We start from the raw sequence: 17,805 nt of genomic DNA on the forward strand, positions 1-17,805 counted from the left end.
GCTCGGACATCCGACCATCCAAAAGAGGCGGGCCGACCCTCAACCGACCGCCTGCCGCGCACGACCCAGCGCGAGCAACCCGGTACCCAGCGCGAGCGCCACCCCGGTGATCACCAACGCCTCGGCGGGCGCGCTCATCGCCAGCAGCACCGACAGCCCCAACCCCAGGCACGCCGTGCGCATCGGCCACGTCCGGTCCTCCTGCAGCAGCACCCGCGCCGACGCGTTCGTGAAGCCGTAGTAGAACGCCGTGCCGCACGCGCCCACCGCCAACGCCGTGGCCGGCGGCAACGCCACCACCGCGCCGACCGCCAGCGCCGCTCCGACCACCTCCAACGGCCAGCCCGCCCGGATCGCCGGCAGATCACCCGTCTCGGTCAACCCGACCAGCGTCCGCCGCGCCGACCCGAGCACGAAGAACAGCGACGACACCGCCGCGACCCCCGCCCCGACCGCGAGCACGGGCAGCAGCCACCGCCCGTCGGCCACGATCAACGCGTCCCGCAGCGGCGCGGGCGACAACGCCAACCGCGCCGACCCGAGCTGCCGCAGCACCGCCGCGCCGACCGCACCGCCGACCACGAGCACCACACCGATCGCCACCGGCACCGCGAAATGCAGGACCCGGGCGGAGAACTCCTGGTCACCGCGTCGAGGAGCGGTGACGCGCTCGAACCCGACGAACGCCGCGAACAACAGCATCGACGCGCCCATCACCCCGTCGAACCCGGCCTCGGCGGGCACGTCCCCGAGCCCGAAGGGGTTCTCCGGCGGCGCCACCGAGAAGCACACCAGCACCACCAGCACCAGCACGCCGAGCACGACCGCCACCGCCGCCACGCTCAGCCCGGTGCTCCACCGAACCCCGGCCGCACCCAGTGCGGCCGTCACCGCGATCAACCCCACGGCCGCCAGCTCCCGGTGCTCCGGGACCACGTACGCCCCGAACATCCCGGCCAACGCCGCCGCCATCCCCGCTCTGCCGACCAGGTGCGCGCTGGCCCCGATGCGCGCGGGCCAGGGGCCGAGCTGGTTGCGGATGTAGGCGTACCCACCGGGTGCGTCCGGGTACGCCCGGTGCTGATCGGCGGTCGAGAACGCGCAGCACAACGCGGTCACCGCGGCTAAAACCAGACCGGGGAGGAACCACGGACCCGCAACGGCCGCGGCAGGGGCGAAACCGGTGAAAACACCGGCCCCCAGCGTCGCGCCGAGAGCGAGCGCCACGGCCCCGGCACGGGGCGTGATCGTCACCGGTACACGGTCCCATATCGACCAGGTGACCACTAACGCCCGCACGGTTGACCCCCGTTCGTGTTAATTGTTACTCCTTGCGATCGAAGGTGCGGCGCTCATGAGTGTTAACGGGACCTTTAGCATTCGTCACGATCCACCCCATCCCGCCGCACGACCAGAAAGTGCCGGGAGGACCCCGTCAAGGAGCCGCAGTGACCGCGCCCAAGCTGGCCATCACCGACAGTGACCCGAGCAGCACCACCGCCGACGCCGTTGTGGTGGGCACAGTCCAGGGACCGGACGGTCTCGCCCTCGCGGCCGGGTCGGAGGCGGTGAACGCCGCGTTCGACGGCACGCTGCTGGACGTGCTCGACTCCGTGGGCGCGAGCGGCAAGGCCGACGAGGTCGTCACCGTGCCGACGCTCGGCAAGCTCGCCGCCCGCGTCGTGCTCGCCGTCGGGCTGGGCAAGACCGCCGACGACGGCTCGGTCACGGAGGACCAGGTGCGCCGCGCGTCCGGCGCCGCCGCCCGCGCGCTGTCCGGCCGCAAGCGCGCCGTCACCACGCTGTCCGCCCTGCACCTCGGCCCCGCCGTCGAGGGCACCGTGCTGGGCGCGTACTCGTTCACCGAGTACAAGTCGAACAAGGGCGACGGCCCGGTCGCGCGCGTCGACCTCGTCGCGCCCGCCGAGGGCAACATCCGGGCGCACCGCGCGACGCTCAAGGCGTCCACCGCGATCGCCGAGGCCGTCACCGCGACCCGCGACTTCGTCAACACCCCGCCGAACGACCTGTTCCCGGCGTCGTTCGCGGACCGGGCCGCCGCCCTGGCCAAGGCCGAGGGGCTCGAGGTCGAGGTCCTGGACGAGAAGGCGCTGCGCAAGCAGGGCTTCGGCGGCATCCTCGGCGTCGGCGGCGGCTCCAGCCGTCCCCCGCGCCTGGTGCGCATCACCTACCGCGGCCCGAAGGCGGGCAAGAAGGTCGCGCTGGTCGGCAAGGGCATCACGTTCGACACCGGCGGCATCTCGATCAAGCCGGCGGCGGGCATGGACGAGATGACCTCGGACATGGGCGGCGCGGCGGCCGTGATCGCGACCGTCGTGCTGGCCGCGAAGCTGAAGTACCCGCTGGAGGTCACGGCCTGGGCGCCGATGGCCGAGAACATGCCGTCGGGCACCGCCTACCGGCCCGGCGACGTGCTGACCATGTACGGCGGCAAGACCGTCGAGGTGCTCAACACCGACGCCGAGGGCAGGCTGATCCTGTCCGACGCGATCGTGCGCGCCTGCGAGGACGCGCCGGACTACCTGATCGAGACGTCCACGCTGACCGGCGCGCAGGTCGTGGCGCTCGGCAAGCGGACCGCCGGCGTCATGGGCACCGAGGAGTTCCGCGACCGCGTGGCCGCGATCGGACGGGCGGTCGGCGAGCAGGCGTGGGCCATGCCGCTGCCGGACGAGCTGCGCGGTGACCTCGACTCGAAGGTGGCCGACATCGCGAACGTGGCCGGGCACCGGTTCGGCGGCATGCTCACCGCGGGCGTGTTCCTGCGCGAGTTCGTGGCCGAGGGCGTGACCTGGGCGCACATCGACGTGGCCGGTCCGTCGTTCCACACCGGCGGTCCGTACGGGTACACCACCAAGGGCGGCACCGGCGTCCCGGTGCGCACCATGGCGGCGGTGCTGGCGGACATCGCGGCGAACGGGTAGCTGGCGGAGAGCGGCGGCCGACCTCCGGTTCGTCCGCCGCTCTCCGGCTGGTCGCACCGGCCTCCGGTTGGCCGCGCCGGCCTCCCGCTGGCCGCACCGATCTTCGGTGCACCTCCCGATCTTCGGCCGGTCACGCCCTTTGGCCACACCGACCTTCAGTTCGCCACGCTGATCGCTTTGCGCACGGTCCCCGGGTCGGCCAGGCACCGCAGCACCAGCGATGCCAGGTCGGCCCGGGACACCCGCATGCCCCCGCGCACGTTGGTGTCCACCGCGGTCCGGAACGCGTCCGTGCGCGGCCCGTCGGTCAGCTGCGGCGGGCGGACGATCGTCCACTCCAGACCGCTCGCGCGCACGACGTCCTCCATCCGCGCCATGTCACCCCACGGGTGCTTGAGCACCTGGCGCAGGATCGGCTTGACCAGGTAGCGGCTGAACGGGTCGTCGCCGTCGGTCACCATGCCGCTGTTGCTGACCACGAGCAGCCGGCGCACGTCGTGCGCCCTCATCGCGGTGATCACCGACTTGGTGCTGTCGGTCTGCACGGACGTCGGCTTGCGCGCCGCGCGCGTGCCGATCGCCGAGACGACGGCGTCCGCACCGGCCACGTGCGGCCCGATCGAGTCGGGGTCCATCACGTCGGCCACGGTGTCGCGACCGTTGCGCGTGCGCACGATGGCCGTGACCTCGTGACCCGCCTCCCTGGCCAGCTCCACGATCTTCGTGCCGGTGCCGCCGCTGGCTCCCAGAACGGTGATCCTCATGCTCCACCTCTCGCGGTTGGTGAGTACTCACTAACCCCTAGGATAACCACATGACCACACGCGACCGCATGCTCGACGCGGCGGCCCACGTCATGCGCACCAAAGGGCTCGCGCGGGCGACCACCAAGGAGATCGCCAAGGCGGCGGGATTCTCGGAAGCGGCGCTGTACAAGCACTTCGCGGACAAGACCGAGCTGTTCCTGGCCGTGCTGCGGGAACGCGCGCCGAGCGACCTGGCCGGGCTGCTGGCGGGGTTGGAGGCGGGGCGCGGCGACGTGCGGGAGACGTTGGCCGGGATCGCGCGGGCGGCGGTCGCGTTCTACGTCGAGACGTTCCCGATCGCCGCGTCGATCTTCTCCGAGCCCGCGTTGCTGGCCGCGCACCGCGAGGCGTTGAAGGCGCACGGGGTCGGGCCGGGGACCGTGCCGCAGACGCTGGCCCGGTACCTCGAGGCGGAGCGCGCGCTGGGGAGGTTGCCGGCCGGGGTCGACCCGGGGTCAGCGGCGGACCTGCTGCTGGGCGCGTGCCACTACCAGGCGTTCCTGGGGTTCTTCTCGGACCACCCGGTGGACGTGGACGCGCTGGTCAGGACGTTGTGGGACGGGATCGGCCAGGCCTGAGCGCGGTCATACCCAGCACGGCCACACCCAGAACGGTCACGCCCAGAACAGTCACGCCGAGAACAGTCACGCCGAGAACAGTCACGCCGAAGACGGTCCCGCCGAGGACGGGTCACGCCCCCTGGTTCTTGCGCCGCGAGTACTCCCGCATCCGCTTCGGGTAACCCACGATGCCCGCGTCGTAGATCGGGATCTCCAGCTTCTTGGCCAACCGCTTGGCGCCTTCCGTGCCGTCGATCCGGCGACGCGTCCACTCGCCGTCGTGCGCCACGAGCACGACCGTGGTCTCCGTCACGGTCGTCTTCGGCTCGACGTACGCCTCGACGCCTCGGCGCGCGGCAGCCCACTGCTCCAGGTGGCCGGTGTCCGTGGACGTGGCCGATCGCAGCACGCCAGGGCGCTGCTTCCTGCGAAAACGGTCGAACAGCCCCACCGGGCCACCTCCTGCAAGGACCTCTGGCGACCATGGTGCCGGCGCGCGTGTGAAGGTGGGGGCAAATCACCCGAAGACCGACACCGCGTCGCGGCCGTTCGCGCGGTAGTGACAAGATGGCAACTACACGCGCGCACCCGCGCGGAGTAAGGCATCAAGCTCTCCAGGGAGAACCCGTGACCGACACCTCCGCCGACCTTGTGATCCTCGGTGGCGGCTCGGGCGGCTACGCCTGCGCGTTCCGCGCGGCCGAGCTCGGCCTGTCCGTCATCCTGGTCGAGAAGGACAAGCTGGGGGGCACGTGCCTGCACCGCGGCTGCATCCCGACCAAGGCGCTGCTGCACGCGGCGGAGGTCGCGGACAACGCGCGCGAGGGTGACCAGTTCGGCGTGAAGTCCTCGCTGGAGGGCATCGACATCGCGGGCGTCAACTCCTACAAGGACGGCGTGGTCGGCCGGCTCTACAAGGGCCTCCAGGGCCTGGTCAAGGCCAACAAGGTGACCATGGTCGAGGGCACGGGCAAGTTCGTCGGCCCGAACACCGTCGAGGTGGACGGTCAGCGCTACACCGGCAAGAACGTCGTCCTGGCGACCGGCTCGTACGCCCGCAGCCTGCCCGGTCTGGAGATCGGCGGCCGGGTCATCACCAGCGACCAGGCGCTCAACCTGGACTTCATCCCGGAGAAGGTCGTCGTGCTCGGCGGCGGCGTGATCGGCGTCGAGTTCGCCAGCGTGTGGGCCTCCTTCGGCGCGGACGTGACCATCGTGGAGGCGCTGCCCCGCCTGGTCCCGGCCGAGGACGAGTACGCGTCCAAGCAGCTGGAGCGCGCGTTCCGCCGGCGCGGCATCAAGTTCAAGACCGGCGTGAAGTTCACCGGCGCCACCCAGGACGAGTCGGGCGTGTCGGTCACGCTCGAGTCCGGCGACGTGCTGGACGCGGACCTACTGCTGGTCGCCGTCGGCCGCGGCCCCAACACGGCGGGCCTCGGTTACGAGGAGGCCGGCGTCACGGTGGATCGCGGCTTCGTGATCACCGACGAGCGGCTGCGCACGAGCGTCCCGGGCGTCTACGCCGTCGGCGACATCGTGCCCGGCCTGCAGCTCGCGCACCGCGGCTTCCAGCAGGGCATCTTCGTCGCCGAGGACATCGCCGGGCAGAACCCCAAGGTCATCGACGAGGCGGGCATCCCGCGCGTCACCTACTGCAAGCCCGAGGTCGCCTCGGTCGGCCTCTCCGAGGCGGCGGCCAAGGAGAAGTACGGTTCCGTCGAGACGTTCGTCTACGACCTCGCGGGCAACGGCAAGAGCCAGATCCTGAAGACCGCCGGCGGCGTCAAGCTCGTCAAGGCGCCCGATGGCCCGGTGGTCGGTGTCACCATGGTCGGCGAGCGGGTCGGCGAGCTGATCGGTGAGGCCCAGCTCATCTACAGCTGGGAGGCCTACCCCGAGGACGTGGCTCCGCTGGTCCACGCCCACCCGACCCAGACAGAAGCCCTCGGCGAGGCTTTCCTCGCCTTGGCCGGCAAGCCGCTGCACGTGCACGGCTGACCGTCGCACCCCAGTCAGCCGATCCCCGACCCACGCACGAGGAGTCAGCGAACGATGGCCTTCTCCGTCCAAATGCCCGCACTCGGCGAGAGCGTCACCGAGGGCACGGTCACCCGCTGGTTGAAGCAGGAGGGTGACCGCGTCGAGGTCGACGAGCCCTTGCTGGAGGTGTCGACCGACAAGGTCGACACCGAGATCCCGTCGCCCGCGGCGGGTGTGCTCCAGAAGATCGTCGCCCAGGAGGACGAGACCGTCGAGGTCGGCGCCGAGCTCGCCGTCATCGGCGACGGCTCGGAGCCCGGGGCCTCGTCTTCGTCCTCGTCCGACTCGACCGCCGGTGAAGCCGCCGCGCCGGCCGAGGAGGCGCAGCCCGAACCGCAGTCCGCACCCGAGCCCGCCGCTGAGCCCGAAGCGCAGTCCGCGCCTCAGGCGTCGGCACCGGCGTCGGCCGGTGGTGGCTCGGCCGAGGGCACCCCGGTGACCATGCCCGCGTTGGGCGAGAGCGTCACCGAGGGCACCGTGACCCGCTGGCTCAAGGCCGTCGGCGACTCGGTCGAGGTCGACGAGCCGCTGCTGGAGGTGTCGACCGACAAGGTGGACACCGAGATCCCGTCGCCGGTGGCGGGGACGTTGCTGGAGATCACCGCGGGCGAGGACGAGACCGTCGAGGTCGGCGGCCAGCTCGCGGTGGTCGGCTCGGGTTCGCCCGCGCCCGCGGCGCAGGAAGCGCCCAAGCCCGCTCCGGCGCCTGCTCAGGAGGCCCCGAAGCAGGAAGCGCCCGCGCCCAAGCAGGAGGCCCCGGCGCCCCGGCAGGAAGCCCCGAAGCAGGAGGCCCCGGCGCCGAAGCAGGAAGCGCCTGCTCCCAAGCAGGAGGCGCCGGCGGAGGAGTCGGCCAACGGTGCGCCCTACGTGACGCCCCTGGTGCGCAAGCTCGCCTCGGAGAACGGCATCGACCTCGCCACGCTCAAGGGCACGGGTGTCGGCGGCCGGATCCGCAAGCAGGACGTGCTGGCGGCGGTCGAGGCCAAGAAGGCCCCGAAGCAGGAAGCGCCCAAGCCCGCGGCGTCCGCCCCCGCCCAGCGGGTCGCCTCCGCGCCGGCGGACACCAGCGGCAAGCGCGGCACGGTGCAGAAGCTGCCCCGGCTGCGGCAGATCGTCGCCCAGCGCACGCGTGAGTCGCTGCAGGTCTCGGCGCAGCTGACCCAGGTGTTCGAGGTGGACGTCACCAAGATCGCCCGGCTGCGGAACAAGGCCAAGGCCGCGTTCGAGCAGCGCGAGGGCACGAAGCTGACGTTCCTGCCGTTCTTCGCCAAGGCGGCGGTCGAGGCGCTCAAGCAGCACCCGGTGCTGAACGCGTCGATCGACGAGGAGAAGAAGGAGGTCGTGTACCACGGTGCCGAGCACCTGGGTATCGCGATCGACACCGAGCGCGGCCTGCTGAACGCGGTCATCGCGAACGCCGGCGACCTCAACCTGGCCGGCCTGTCGCACAAGATCGGCGACCTGGCGGCGCGGGCGCGGGGCAACAAGCTCACGCCCGACGAGCTGACCGGTGGCACGTTCTCGCTGACCAACCTGGGCAGCAACGGCGCGCTGTTCGACACCCCGATCATCCAGCAGCCGCAGGTCGGCATCCTGGGTGTCGGCGTGGTCAAGAAGCGCCCGGTGGTGATCACGGACGAGAACGGTGACGACACGATCGCCATCCGGTCCATGGCCTACCTGGCGCTGACGTACGACCACCGGCTGGTCGACGGCGCGGACGCCGGTCGGTTCCTCACGACCGTGAAGAACCGGCTGGAAGAAGGTTCGTTCGAGGCCGATCTGGGTCTCTGAGTTCCAGTTCCGCCGAAGGCCGCTCCCCGTTCACCGGGAGCGGCCTTCGGCCTGTTCGGCGAGCGTCGGCGAAGGTCGTGAGCACCTCATCGCCGGCCGCGTGGCACGGCCCTAGAACCGCAAGCCGAGCCTGAGCAGGGACTCCGGTCGACGCCAGGCGAACCACGAGCCGGTCACCCCGACGGCGAAGCCCAGCGCCGCGCCCGGGGCGAACAGCACGACGGTCAGCGAGTCCTCGCCGTCGAGGACGATGTGGCCGATCGGGTCCTCCGGCGAGTAGCGGACGGTGACGGACTGGCCGACCGCCAGCTCGTCGTACTTCGAGCACATCGCCACCGAGCGCGAGCGCCCTTCCGGTGTCGAGTACGACATCTGGTACTTGTGGCAGTTCCGGTGGCCGCCGGGCAGTTCCGATTCCACCGTGGCCTGGGCGCGGAGGTCGTTCGCACGATCCGCCGCTCCACGCCGAGCAGCGACAGCATCACCGCGGCGACAACGGTGAAGACACCGAAGAACGCCCGGAGGAAGGGCACGTGCCTCCGGCGAATCCTGACGGAGTCCCAGTATTCGGGGAAGTCGGCGTTCTCGTGCCTCACCATCGGTTCAGCATGGCATTTCGCGGCCTGGCGACCGGGGGTTTCGGCCGAAGGCGTCGACCGGGGCGTGGTGGGGGTGACACGTTCGCCGCTGTGCAACCGGGCCCTTGCTGCGAGACGATCAAGGCATGCGTGTTGTGGTCGCGGGATCGTCGGGCTTGATCGGCACCAGTTTGGTGGCCGCGTTGCGCGGTGGTGGGCACGAGGTCCTGCGGTTGGTTCGGCGGCGGCCCTCGGGGCCCGACGAGCGTGGTTGGGACCCGCCTGCCGGGCGGATCGACGGTGGTGCGCTGGACGGCGTGGACGCGGTGGTGAACCTGTGCGGGGCGGGGGTTGCGGACAAGCGGTGGAGTGACGCGCGGAAGCAGGTGTTGTTGGACAGCCGCACGGTGCCGACGGAGGTGTTGGCGGCGGCGGTCGTGGAGCACGGGGTTCCGGTGCTGGTCAACGCCAGTGCGATCGGGTACTACGGCGACACCGGTGACGAGGTGGTGGACGAGACCAGCCCGTCGGGCACGGGGTTCCTGGCGGAGTTGTGCCGGCAGTGGGAGGCGGCGACCGCGCCCGCGGACGGGCACGCGCGGGTGGTGAGGATGCGGACGGGGTTGGTCATCAGTCCGGCTGGTGGGTTGTTCGGGAAGATCAAGCCGTTGTTCGCGTTCTTCCTGGGCGGGCGGCTCGGTGACGGGCGGCAGTACATGCCGTGGATCTCGTTGGACGACGCGATCGCGGCCATCCGGTTCGTGGTCGAGCACGACGTCTCGGGGCCGGTGAACATCACCGCCCCCAGTCCGGTCACGAACGCGGAGTTCACCCGGACGGTGGGGCACGCGCTGCACCGGCCGACGCCGTGGGTGGCGCCCGCGTTCGTGTTGAAGGCGGTGTTGGGCCAGGTCGCCGAAGAGGGTCTGCTCGCCGGTCAGAGGGCGGTGCCGCGGGTGTTGGAGCAGCGCGGGTTCCGGTTCCTGCACCCCGCCCTCGGTGCGGCCGTGGCGGCGGCCGTCGAGAGGTGATGGGTGCGCTGATCGGGGTCGTGCTGGCGCTGGCCTCGATGGTGCTGGGCGTCACCGTCCGCGAGGAGCCGCCCGCGTTGGACGAAGGGCTGCGGCGGACGGCGCTGGGGCTCGGGACGGGGTTCGAGCACGCGTCGGTGCTGGTCAGCTTCGTGCTCAGCCCGGGGTTGGCGACGATCGCGTTGATCTCGCTGGGGCTGCGCGCGCTGTTGGCGAAGGACCCGTTGTTGGCGCGGGCCGCGGTGCTGTTGGCCGCCTGCTGGTCGACCGTGCTGGCCCGGTACGCCTACCAGCGGGTTCGGCCGATCGAGTTCCCGAAGTGGGCCTACCCGAGTGGGCACGTCACGGCGGTCACGGCGGTCGCGTTCACGGGTGTGGTGCTGTGCGCGTGGTTGGCCCGCCGGCACCTGAGGTCGGCCGTGGTGCTGGCGTGCACGGCGGTGGTGTTGACGGCGGCCAGTCGGGTCGTGCTGGAGATGCACTGGTTCACCGACACGGTCGGCGCGGTGTTGGCCGTGGTCGGGGTGGGTCTCGTGGTCGCCCACGCCCTGGGGCTGGTGCCCGTGGGCGTAATGTCGAGACGTGAGCAGTCCTGACCTTTCCTGCCGCACCTCGACGGACCCGATCGAGGTGCGCGAGCTGGGCACCATCGACTACCTGGCCGCGTGGGACCTGCAACGGGAGCTCGCCGAGGAGCGCGCGAACGGCGCGATCGGCGACACGATGTTGCTGCTGGAGCACCCGCCCGTCTACACGTGCGGTCGGCGCACCGAGCCCGAGGAGCGGCCCAAGGGCGGTGACGTGCCGGTCGTCGACGTGGACCGGGGCGGGAAGATCACGTGGCACGGGCCGGGCCAGCTGGTCGGCTACCCGATCGTGGGGTTGGCCGAGCCGTTGGACGTCGTGCAGTACGTGCGGAGGCTGGAGCAGGCGTTGATCCACGTGTGCGACCAGCTGGGCGTGCGCACGGGTCGGGTCGAGGGGCGTAGCGGTGTGTGGGTCCCGGCCGATGACAAGGGTGTGGAGCGCAAGGTCGCGGCGATCGGGATCCGGGTGCAGCGCGGCGTCACCATGCACGGGTTCGAGATCAACTGCGACGCGGACCTGGCGGCGTTCGGGGACATCATCCCGTGCGGCATCCGGGACGCCGGGGTGGCGTCGTTGTCGCGGGAGCTGGGGCGGGACGTGACGGTGGCCGAGGTGCTGCCGCTGGCGCGCCAGGCGGTCGTCGACGCGTTGAACGGCGACCTGCCGGTGACCGAGCGGACGCTGGTCCGCGCGCAGCCGGTGGCGGCCGGGGTGACGTTCGCCGTTCAGGCGGGCTGACAGGATAGCCCTCCCTCTCTAGTATTCCGGAATTACGGACTATTGGAGGGAGATTCGTCGTGCTCCTGACTCGACGACACCTGTTCCGAGCGTGCGGGGTGGCCGGTGTCGCCACCTTGCTGCCCGCGGCCGGCGCGAACGCGGCTCCCGACGACTGGCTCGGCTGGTTACGCGCGAACCGGCGGCACGTGGCCGCGGTGCTGGACGACGGGCGCGGTGGCCGGATCGCGCACCGGTCCCACGAGCGGCAGCCGTTGGCGTCGGCGGTGAAGGTCGCGCACGTGGTCGCGTACGCGAAGGGTGTCGAGCGCGGGCTGGTCAGGCCCGACGAGAAGGTGCGCGTCGGGGACTGGGAGCAGTACTACCTGGGCTTGGACGGTGGCGCGCACCAGGCGGCGTTGCGGGCGTTGGACATCCCGTTCTCGAACGGCGTCACGGCCGACGACCCGCGGCGGTTCGTGCGGCTCGACGAGCTGGTCGCGGTGATGGTCCGGCACAGCGACAACGCCGCCGCGGACTTCGTCCGGCAGCGGGTGGGCGAGGGGCCGGTCCGGGACACCGGGCTGGAGGCGCCGGAGATCCTGGCCGAGTGGCTGCACCTCGTGCTCGGCAGGCGGGTGGACGTGCGGGACTACCTGCGGGACCCGCGGTTGCGGTTGGAGGTGCTCGGGAAGTTCCCGGACGTCCCGAAGAGCTACCAGGCGCAGCGCGCCTGGGCGAGGGGCACGTGGACGGGCACGGCGGCGGCAGTCGACCGGGCGCACCGGGCGGCGGCGTCCGCGCCACTGGCTCGCGGGCACCTCGAACGCGGTAACCCCGTGCCGCCGGGGGTGGTGGGCGTCGGGGTCAAGGGCGGGTCGCTGCCGGGCATCGTCACGGTCGGTTGCAGCGTGCGCTGGGAGGACGGTCGGGTCGGCAGCGCGGCGGTGTTGACCAGGGAGGTCGACGAGGCCTGGCACGCGCGGTCGGACGAGTTGGCGCGGTTGGTCCGCACGGCCCTGGTGGAGCCCGATGTCCTGCGGGAATTCCACCTGAGCCTCTCGTAGGATCACCGCGATGGACTTGGTGCAGCGACTTGCCGAGCTGGAGCAACGCGTGGCCGCGTTGGAGGGCGGCGCGCGGCAGGCGCTCCCGTCGTCGGACGAGGACGGCGGCGAGTTCGGCTACGGCGGGCAGGTCGCGGTGGGCGACGGCCAGGTCTCGTGGCGGATGGAAGTGACGCCGGAGCGCGCGCTGTCGTTGCCCGACCGGCCCCGGATCGAGGTGCTGTCGGCGTTGGCGCACCCGGCGCGGGTAGAGATCGTGCGCGCCCTGCTCGCCCGGGGCGACCGACCCGCGACGGCGTTGCAGGAGGCGGCCGGGCTGGGGTCGACCGGCCAGCTGTACCACCACTTGAAGGCGTTGACGGCGTCCGGTGTGGTGGAGCAGGACAAGCGCGGGAGCTACCGGCTGCGGCCGGCCGCCGTCGTGCCCGTGCTCGTCCTGCTCACCGCCGCTTCGGACGTCGCCGGTCAGCTGCGCAGCTGAGGCGCGACGGCCTCCGCGATCAGCTCCACGTGGTCGAGGTCGGCCAGGTCGAGGACCTGGAGGTAGGCCCGGCTGATGCCGGTCTTCTCGCGCCACGAGCCGAGCTTGTCGACGACCTTGTCCGGCGTGCCGGCCAGGCCGTTCTGCCGCAGTTCGTCGACCTCGCGGCCGATGACGGCGGCCCGGCGGGCGACCTCGGCGTCGTCACGCCCCACGCACACCACCAGGGCCGCGGAACGGGTGATCTCCGCCGGGTCGCGGCCGATCTCGGCGCACGCCGCGTCCACGCGCGCCAGCACCTCGACGGCGCTGTCCATGGGCTGGAACGGCAGGTTGAACTCGTCGGCGAACTTCGCCGCGAGCGCGGGCGTGCGCTTGCGACCCGTGCCGCCGACCACCACCGGGATCCGGCCAACGGGCTTGGGCAGCGCGGGCGAGTCGGCCAGGGTGTAGTGCTTGCCGTCGAAGTCGTAGGTCTGGCCGGCGGGCGTGTTCCAGAGGCCGGTGATGATCTCCAGCTGCTCCTCGTACCGCTCGAAGCGCTCGCGGGTGGCGGGGAACGGCAGGCCGTACGCGGTGTGCTCGGCCTCGAACCAGCCCGCACCGAGGCCGAACTCGACCCGGCCGCCGGACATCTGGTCCACCTGCGCCACGGAGATGGCCAGCGGGCCGGGGTGGCGGAAGGTGGCGGCGGTCACCAGCGTGCCCAGTCGGATCGTCTGGGTGTCGCGGGCGAGGCCGGCGAGCGTGATCCAGGCGTCCGTCGGGCCGGGCAGGCCGTCGACGCCGCCCATCTTGAGGTAGTGGTCGGAGCGGAAGAACGCGCCGTAGCCAGCGGCCTCGGCGGTGCGCGCCACCGCCAGCAGCTGGTCGTAGGACGCCCCTTGCTGGGGCTCGGTGAAGATGCGGAGTTCCACCCCGCCGACGCTAGTCGGCCGCGCGGGAGGCCCGCGATCCGAGCGTCTTCACCGGCGACGTGACCGTGATCGCTTCTCCTCGACCGCGACGGGCGCGGGCACGTCCCGGACGCGCAGCCCTTCGACGACGCGAACGATGGTGCGTTCCACCTCGGCGCTGGCCTTGCGCGGGTCCGACGCGCCGGCGATGGTGCTGGCGCCCGCCGAGAGGGCGCCGAACAGCAGGCGGCTCATGGTCTCCACGGGGAGCTGCTCCAGCTCGCCGGACGTGACCAAGACCTCGATCGTGGAGCGCAGCAGGCCGTAGCTGAAGTGCTCCTCGGCCTCCCGCCAGCGCTCCCAGCCCATCACCACCGGCGCCTCGTGGATCACGATGCGCTGGTAGGCGGGCTCCAGGCAGACCCGGACGTACGCGCGCAGGCCCGCGATGGCGGTCTCCCACGGGTCGCCGGGCGCGCTGACGATCTCGCCGAGCTTCTCGATGAACTTGGTCTCCACCGAGTCGAAGGCGGCCTCGAACAACGCCTGCTTGCCGCTGAAGTGGTGGTAGAGCGCGCCCTTGGTGAGGCGGGCCCGCTTCGCCACCTCGTCCAGCGAAGTGCCCGCGTACCCGCGTTTGGTGAACAGCTCGACGGCACTGTCCACGAGGGCCTGCCTCGTCGACTCCGAGTAGTCCAACCGCCTCGACCGCACTGTCACCACGTTCACAACCGTACGACATACCGGCGGTACGTACTCGTGGTATGTTCGCCTCATCGGCCATACCGACGGTATGCCACAGACCTGAGGTATGACGCCGGTCACCACGAGAGGAGGGCGTGATCATGAGTTGGTCCGACTTCTACCGGCGGCGCGACGCTCTGGACGCCGTGCTCCGCGCCGCGGCGGGGGATCCCGCGGCACCCCTGACGTTCGACCGCGACCTGTTCGCCACCGAGGAAGACCTGCTCCTGGCGTTGCACTACCGCTGGATGCAGCAGCTCACCGGACGGCTCGGCGCGGCGCTGGAGGACAGCGACGACGACCGCGTCGAGACCGTGGCCCGCACGTGGCGCGCGCTGGCCGCCGAGCAGCCGGTGCTGCGCGCGGTGCTTGACGCGCACCTGACGTCCGCCGAGGCCGTCGAGCGGGAGCAGCGGATGCTGGCCCTGACGGCGGGCCTGGCGGAGCTGTCCGAGCCGAGCGCGGAGATCGCCCGCGTCGGCGCGGCGTTCGCGGGCCTGCTCCGCACCCGACCGGCCGTCGTGGCGGGCAGGCACCGCAGGCTTGCCAAGAGCGCCTGAGCGCCTGGTAGGTGTTGAGCATGCCGAAGTGGAACGCCCGGAAGTGGGACACCGCGGACATCCCGGACCAGGGCGGGCGCACCGCGCTGGTCACCGGGGCCAACTCGGGCCTCGGCCTGCGCACCGCCGAGGTGCTGGCGGGCAAGGGCGCGCACGTCCTGCTGGCCTGCCGGTCCCCCGAACGCGGGCAACGCGCGCTGGAGCGCGTGCTCGCCGGCGGCGGCAAGGCCGAGCTGGTGCCGCTGGACCTGGCCGACCTGTCCTCGGTCCGCTCGGCCGCGGCGCTGGTGCGCGAGCGCACCGGTGACGCGCTGGACGTGCTGGTCAACAACGCGGGCGTGATGGCGGTGCCGCTGGGGCGCACCGCCGACGGCTTCGAGCGCCAGTTCGGCACCAACCACCTCGGCCACGCCGCGCTCACGTGGCTGCTGATGCCCGCGTTGCGCACGCGGCCGGGCGCGCGCGTGGTCACCGTGTCCAGCCTGGCCCACCAGGCGGGCCGGCTCGACCTGGCCGACCCGAACTACGAGGTGCGCCGGTACACGTCGTGGGGCGCCTACGGGCAGTCCAAGCTGGCGAACCTGCTGTTCATGAGGGAGCTGGACCGGCGCACCCGCGCGGCGGGCCTGGACGTGACGTCCGTCGCGGCCCACCCCGGCGTCACCGCGACCGAGCTGAGCGCCAACATGGCGCGGGCCCAGGGCAACGCGCTGCTCGGCCTCGGCGCCAAGATCAGCGACTTCTTCTCGCAATCGGTCGAGGTGGGGGCGTTGCCGCAGCTCTACGCGGCGACGTCACCGGACGTCGAACCGGGCGGCTACTACGGGCCGGACGGGTTCCGGGGGATGCGCGGCCACCCGGCGCCGGCGGGGTCGACGACGGCCGCCCGTGACGACCTCGCGGCGAGCCGCTTGTGGGACCTGACGGCCGAGCTCACGGGCGTCGCGCCCGACCCCTCGTGACGTAGGGTTGAAGTCGTGACCGTCGTACCTGAAGGTCGGAAGCTGCTGCGGCTGGAAGTCCGCAACAGCCAAACGCCCATCGAGAAGAAGCCCTCGTGGATCAAGACCAAGGCGAAGATGGGCCCCGAGTACCGGGAGCTCAAGGGCCTGGTCAAACGCGAGGGCCTGCACACGGTGTGCGAAGAGGCCGGTTGTCCCAACATCTACGAGTGCTGGGAAGACCGGGAGGCCACCTTCCTGATCGGTGGCGAGCAGTGCACCCGTCGCTGCGACTTCTGCCAGATCGACACCGGCAAGCCCGCCGACCTGGACCGCGACGAACCGCGGCGGGTGGCGGAGTCGGTGCAGGCCATGGGGCTGCGCTACTCGACCGTGACCGGCGTGGCGCGTGACGACCTGGCCGACGGCGGCGCGTGGCTGTACGCGGAGACCGTCCGCCAGATCCACGAGCTGAACCCGGGCACCGGCGTCGAGCTGCTGATCCCGGACTTCAACGCGGTGCCCGAGCAGCTGGCCGAGGTGTTCTCGTCGCGGCCCGAGGTGCTGGCGCACAACCTGGAGACCGTGCCGCGGATCTTCAAGCGCATCCGGCCCGCGTTCCGCTACGAGCGGTCGCTGGAGGTCATCACCGCGGCCCGCGAGGCCGGTCTGGTGACGAAGTCCAACCTGATCCTGGGCATGGGCGAGACGCCGGACGAGGTCACCGAGGCGTTGAGCGACCTGTACGACGCGGGCTGCGAGATCATCACCATCACGCAGTACCTGCGGCCCTCGCCCCGGCACCACCCCGTGGAGCGGTGGGTGAAGCCGGAGGAGTTCGTGACGCACAAGGAGACCGCCGAGGGCATCGGGTTCTCCGGTGTCATGGCCGGTCCCCTGGTCCGCTCGTCCTACCGCGCCGGGCGGCTGTACGCGCAGGCCGTGCAGAAGCGCGGCGACGTGCTGCCGGAGAACCTGCGCCACCTGCTCGAGGCGGGCAGCGCGGCGCAGGAGATCACCTCACTGTTGTCGGCTCGCTGACCACCACGCCGTCCAGCGCTCGGACGTAGTCGGAGCCGAACGCGCTGGACGGCGTGTGCGCGCCGGGGGCCGTGCCGGCGAGGCGTTGCACGGCTCGGACCACCGAGTCGGCGGTGAGGTCGTAGGCGTTCGGCCCGGTGAGCGCGGCCCGGACCCGGTGGCCCTCGTCGTCCCAGACCTCGCCGAACACCTCGCAGCGGGTCTTGGCCCTGGTCGCGGCGCTCGGGCCGCCGATGCGCCCGGCCAGCGCCCGGCCGAGCCGTTGGGCCAGGTCGGTGCGCAGCAGCGGCGCGGTGAGCGGCTGGAGCTTGCCCAGCACGCCCGGGATCGTGGTGAACGTCGTGACGTTCGGGATGCCGGTGGACCGGTAGGCCGTGCTCACGTCGCCCCACGGGATGGCGCCGACCTCCCTCGGCCGGTCGCGGAAGTGCGCCGTGCGTCGACGGTGGCCGAGCCGGACGCCGCGGATCTCGCCGTCCACCCGCGCCCGTCCCCCACCGCCCGAGCCTTCGACGGCGGTCAGCGCCGTGCCCGTGCTGGCGCCGCCCTGGACCACGAACGCGAGGTCGAGGTGCGTGGCCGTGGGCAGGGCGTCGTGCAGCATCGCGGCGAGGCAGTCGGTGGGTACGACGTCGAACCCGGCGCCGGGCAGCAGCACCACGCCGGCGCGCTTCGCCTCCTCGTCACGCCGGCTGATGGCCTCGAACACGTCGATCTCGCCGGTGATGTCGACGTAGTGCGTCCCGGACTCCAGGCAGGCGTCCACCATCGGCCTTGAGGTGGACGAGAACGGCCCGGCGCAGTGGGCGACCGCGTCCACGTCCCGGAGCGCTCGCGCCGCGTCCCGGAGGTCGAAGACCCGGTGCTCCAGCCCCAGCCGTTCGGCGAGGGGCCGCACCTTCGCCGCGTCCCGCCCGGCCAGCACCGGCCGCAACCCGCGTCGCACGGCCAGTTCCGCCACCAGCGTGCCGGTGAACCCGTAAGCGCCGTAAACCATCCACGTCATGCACTAGAAG

The 17,805-nt window shown here is 71.9% G+C and carries 19 protein-coding genes; 12 read left to right on the top strand and 7 right to left on the bottom strand.

Annotation, left to right across the window (positions count from 1 at the left end; genetic code table 11):
• Positions 1 to 39 precede the first annotated feature (39 nt).
• Positions 40 to 1,299 carry an amino acid permease gene (locus AB0I91_RS26715; protein ID WP_499639355.1) on the bottom strand — a complete coding sequence of 420 codons (1,260 nt, stop codon included), beginning with the start codon at positions 1,297 to 1,299 and terminating at the stop codon, positions 40 to 42.
• Positions 1,300 to 1,448: 149 nt separating this feature from the next.
• Here AB0I91_RS26715 and AB0I91_RS26720 point away from each other — a divergent pair, with 149 nt between their 5' ends.
• Complete coding sequence (locus AB0I91_RS26720; RefSeq protein WP_499615018.1) at positions 1,449 to 2,945, top strand: leucyl aminopeptidase; 1,497 nt, start codon at positions 1,449 to 1,451, stop codon at positions 2,943 to 2,945.
• Between the two features lie 155 nt (positions 2,946 to 3,100).
• On the opposite strand, the gene AB0I91_RS26725 is transcribed toward AB0I91_RS26720, so the two are convergent.
• Positions 3,101 to 3,709: an NAD(P)-dependent oxidoreductase gene (locus tag AB0I91_RS26725; protein ID WP_498773584.1), complete on the bottom strand. Its 609-nt coding sequence runs from the start codon at positions 3,707 to 3,709 to the stop codon at positions 3,101 to 3,103.
• A 50-nt stretch (positions 3,710 to 3,759) separates the two neighbouring features.
• Between AB0I91_RS26725 and AB0I91_RS26730 the strand changes: the two genes are divergently transcribed.
• A complete protein-coding gene (locus tag AB0I91_RS26730) occupies positions 3,760 to 4,329 on the top strand; it encodes a TetR/AcrR family transcriptional regulator (RefSeq protein WP_499639358.1) in 570 nt (189 codons plus the stop codon).
• Positions 4,330 to 4,441: 112 nt separating this feature from the next.
• Here the strand turns inward: AB0I91_RS26730 and AB0I91_RS26735 are convergent, their stop codons facing one another.
• Positions 4,442 to 4,762, bottom strand: coding sequence for an oxidoreductase (locus AB0I91_RS26735; RefSeq protein ID WP_230566773.1), 321 nt, complete (start codon positions 4,760 to 4,762; stop codon positions 4,442 to 4,444).
• A 176-nt stretch (positions 4,763 to 4,938) separates the two neighbouring features.
• On the opposite strand from AB0I91_RS26735, the gene lpdA reads away from it, so the two are divergent.
• On the top strand, positions 4,939 to 6,309 hold the full coding sequence (gene lpdA, locus AB0I91_RS26740) for a dihydrolipoyl dehydrogenase (protein WP_498773579.1): 1,371 nt from the start codon (positions 4,939 to 4,941) through the stop codon (positions 6,307 to 6,309).
• A gap of 54 nt (positions 6,310 to 6,363) precedes the next feature.
• Positions 6,364 to 8,145 carry a 2-oxoglutarate dehydrogenase, E2 component, dihydrolipoamide succinyltransferase gene (gene sucB / locus AB0I91_RS26745; RefSeq protein ID WP_499639360.1) on the top strand — a complete coding sequence of 594 codons (1,782 nt, stop codon included), beginning with the start codon at positions 6,364 to 6,366 and terminating at the stop codon, positions 8,143 to 8,145.
• 111 nt (positions 8,146 to 8,256) lie between these two features.
• Here the strand turns inward: sucB and AB0I91_RS26750 are convergent, their stop codons facing one another.
• Entirely contained in the window at positions 8,257 to 8,517 is a 261-nt protein-coding gene (locus AB0I91_RS26750; RefSeq protein WP_499639362.1) for a hypothetical protein, read from the bottom strand.
• Positions 8,518 to 8,869: 352 nt separating this feature from the next.
• On the opposite strand from AB0I91_RS26750, the gene AB0I91_RS26755 reads away from it, so the two are divergent.
• From AB0I91_RS26755 to AB0I91_RS26775, 5 genes are read left to right on the top strand one after another with little or no spacing between them, the layout of a single operon-like run.
• Entirely contained in the window at positions 8,870 to 9,754 is an 885-nt protein-coding gene (locus tag AB0I91_RS26755) for a TIGR01777 family oxidoreductase (protein WP_499639364.1), read from the top strand.
• Positions 9,754 to 10,350 carry a phosphatase PAP2 family protein gene (locus AB0I91_RS26760; protein ID WP_499615006.1) on the top strand — a complete coding sequence of 199 codons (597 nt, stop codon included), beginning with the start codon at positions 9,754 to 9,756 and terminating at the stop codon, positions 10,348 to 10,350. Before AB0I91_RS26755 ends, AB0I91_RS26760 begins: the two co-directional genes overlap by 1 nt.
• On the top strand, positions 10,337 to 11,080 hold the full coding sequence (gene lipB, locus AB0I91_RS26765) for a lipoyl(octanoyl) transferase LipB (RefSeq protein WP_498773569.1): 744 nt from the start codon (positions 10,337 to 10,339) through the stop codon (positions 11,078 to 11,080). Before AB0I91_RS26760 ends, lipB begins: the two co-directional genes overlap by 14 nt.
• 59 nt (positions 11,081 to 11,139) lie before the next feature.
• Positions 11,140 to 12,126 (top strand): serine hydrolase, encoded by a 987-nt coding sequence (locus AB0I91_RS26770; protein ID WP_499639366.1) that lies wholly within the window; start codon positions 11,140 to 11,142, stop codon positions 12,124 to 12,126.
• A 10-nt stretch (positions 12,127 to 12,136) separates the two neighbouring features.
• Complete coding sequence (locus AB0I91_RS26775) at positions 12,137 to 12,607, top strand: ArsR/SmtB family transcription factor (protein WP_498773565.1); 471 nt, start codon at positions 12,137 to 12,139, stop codon at positions 12,605 to 12,607.
• Here the strand turns inward: AB0I91_RS26775 and AB0I91_RS26780 are convergent.
• Positions 12,592 to 13,524, bottom strand: a complete 933-nt coding sequence (locus tag AB0I91_RS26780; RefSeq protein WP_499639368.1) for an LLM class F420-dependent oxidoreductase — start codon at positions 13,522 to 13,524, stop codon at positions 12,592 to 12,594. The genes AB0I91_RS26775 and AB0I91_RS26780 overlap by 16 nt on opposite strands.
• Positions 13,525 to 13,572: 48 nt before the next feature.
• Entirely contained in the window at positions 13,573 to 14,217 is a 645-nt protein-coding gene (locus AB0I91_RS26785; protein WP_498774081.1) for a TetR/AcrR family transcriptional regulator, read from the bottom strand.
• 131 nt (positions 14,218 to 14,348) lie between these two features.
• Here AB0I91_RS26785 and AB0I91_RS26790 point away from each other — a divergent pair, with 131 nt between their 5' ends.
• Genes AB0I91_RS26790 through lipA form a run of 3 tightly spaced genes read left to right on the top strand, consistent with a single transcriptional unit; the run spans position 14,349 to position 16,789 of the window.
• Positions 14,349 to 14,807 carry a hypothetical protein gene (locus AB0I91_RS26790; protein WP_498773562.1) on the top strand — a complete coding sequence of 153 codons (459 nt, stop codon included), beginning with the start codon at positions 14,349 to 14,351 and terminating at the stop codon, positions 14,805 to 14,807.
• A 20-nt stretch (positions 14,808 to 14,827) separates the two neighbouring features.
• Positions 14,828 to 15,769, top strand: a complete 942-nt coding sequence (locus tag AB0I91_RS26795) for an oxidoreductase (RefSeq protein WP_498773560.1) — start codon at positions 14,828 to 14,830, stop codon at positions 15,767 to 15,769.
• A 15-nt stretch (positions 15,770 to 15,784) separates the two neighbouring features.
• The gene (gene lipA, locus AB0I91_RS26800; RefSeq protein ID WP_498773558.1) at positions 15,785 to 16,789 is read left to right on the top strand and encodes a lipoyl synthase; all 1,005 of its coding nucleotides are present in this window, start codon (positions 15,785 to 15,787) and stop codon (positions 16,787 to 16,789) included.
• Here the strand turns inward: lipA and AB0I91_RS26805 are convergent.
• Positions 16,764 to 17,795, bottom strand: a complete 1,032-nt coding sequence (locus tag AB0I91_RS26805; RefSeq protein ID WP_499639370.1) for a saccharopine dehydrogenase family protein — start codon at positions 17,793 to 17,795, stop codon at positions 16,764 to 16,766. The two genes, lipA and AB0I91_RS26805, sit on opposite strands and share 26 nt — an antisense overlap.
• Positions 17,796 to 17,805: the final 10 nt, after the last annotated feature.

Source organism: Actinosynnema sp. NPDC049800 (genome assembly GCF_040656635.1).
In the GTDB taxonomy this organism is placed as follows: Bacteria; Actinomycetota; Actinomycetes; order Mycobacteriales; family Pseudonocardiaceae; genus Actinosynnema.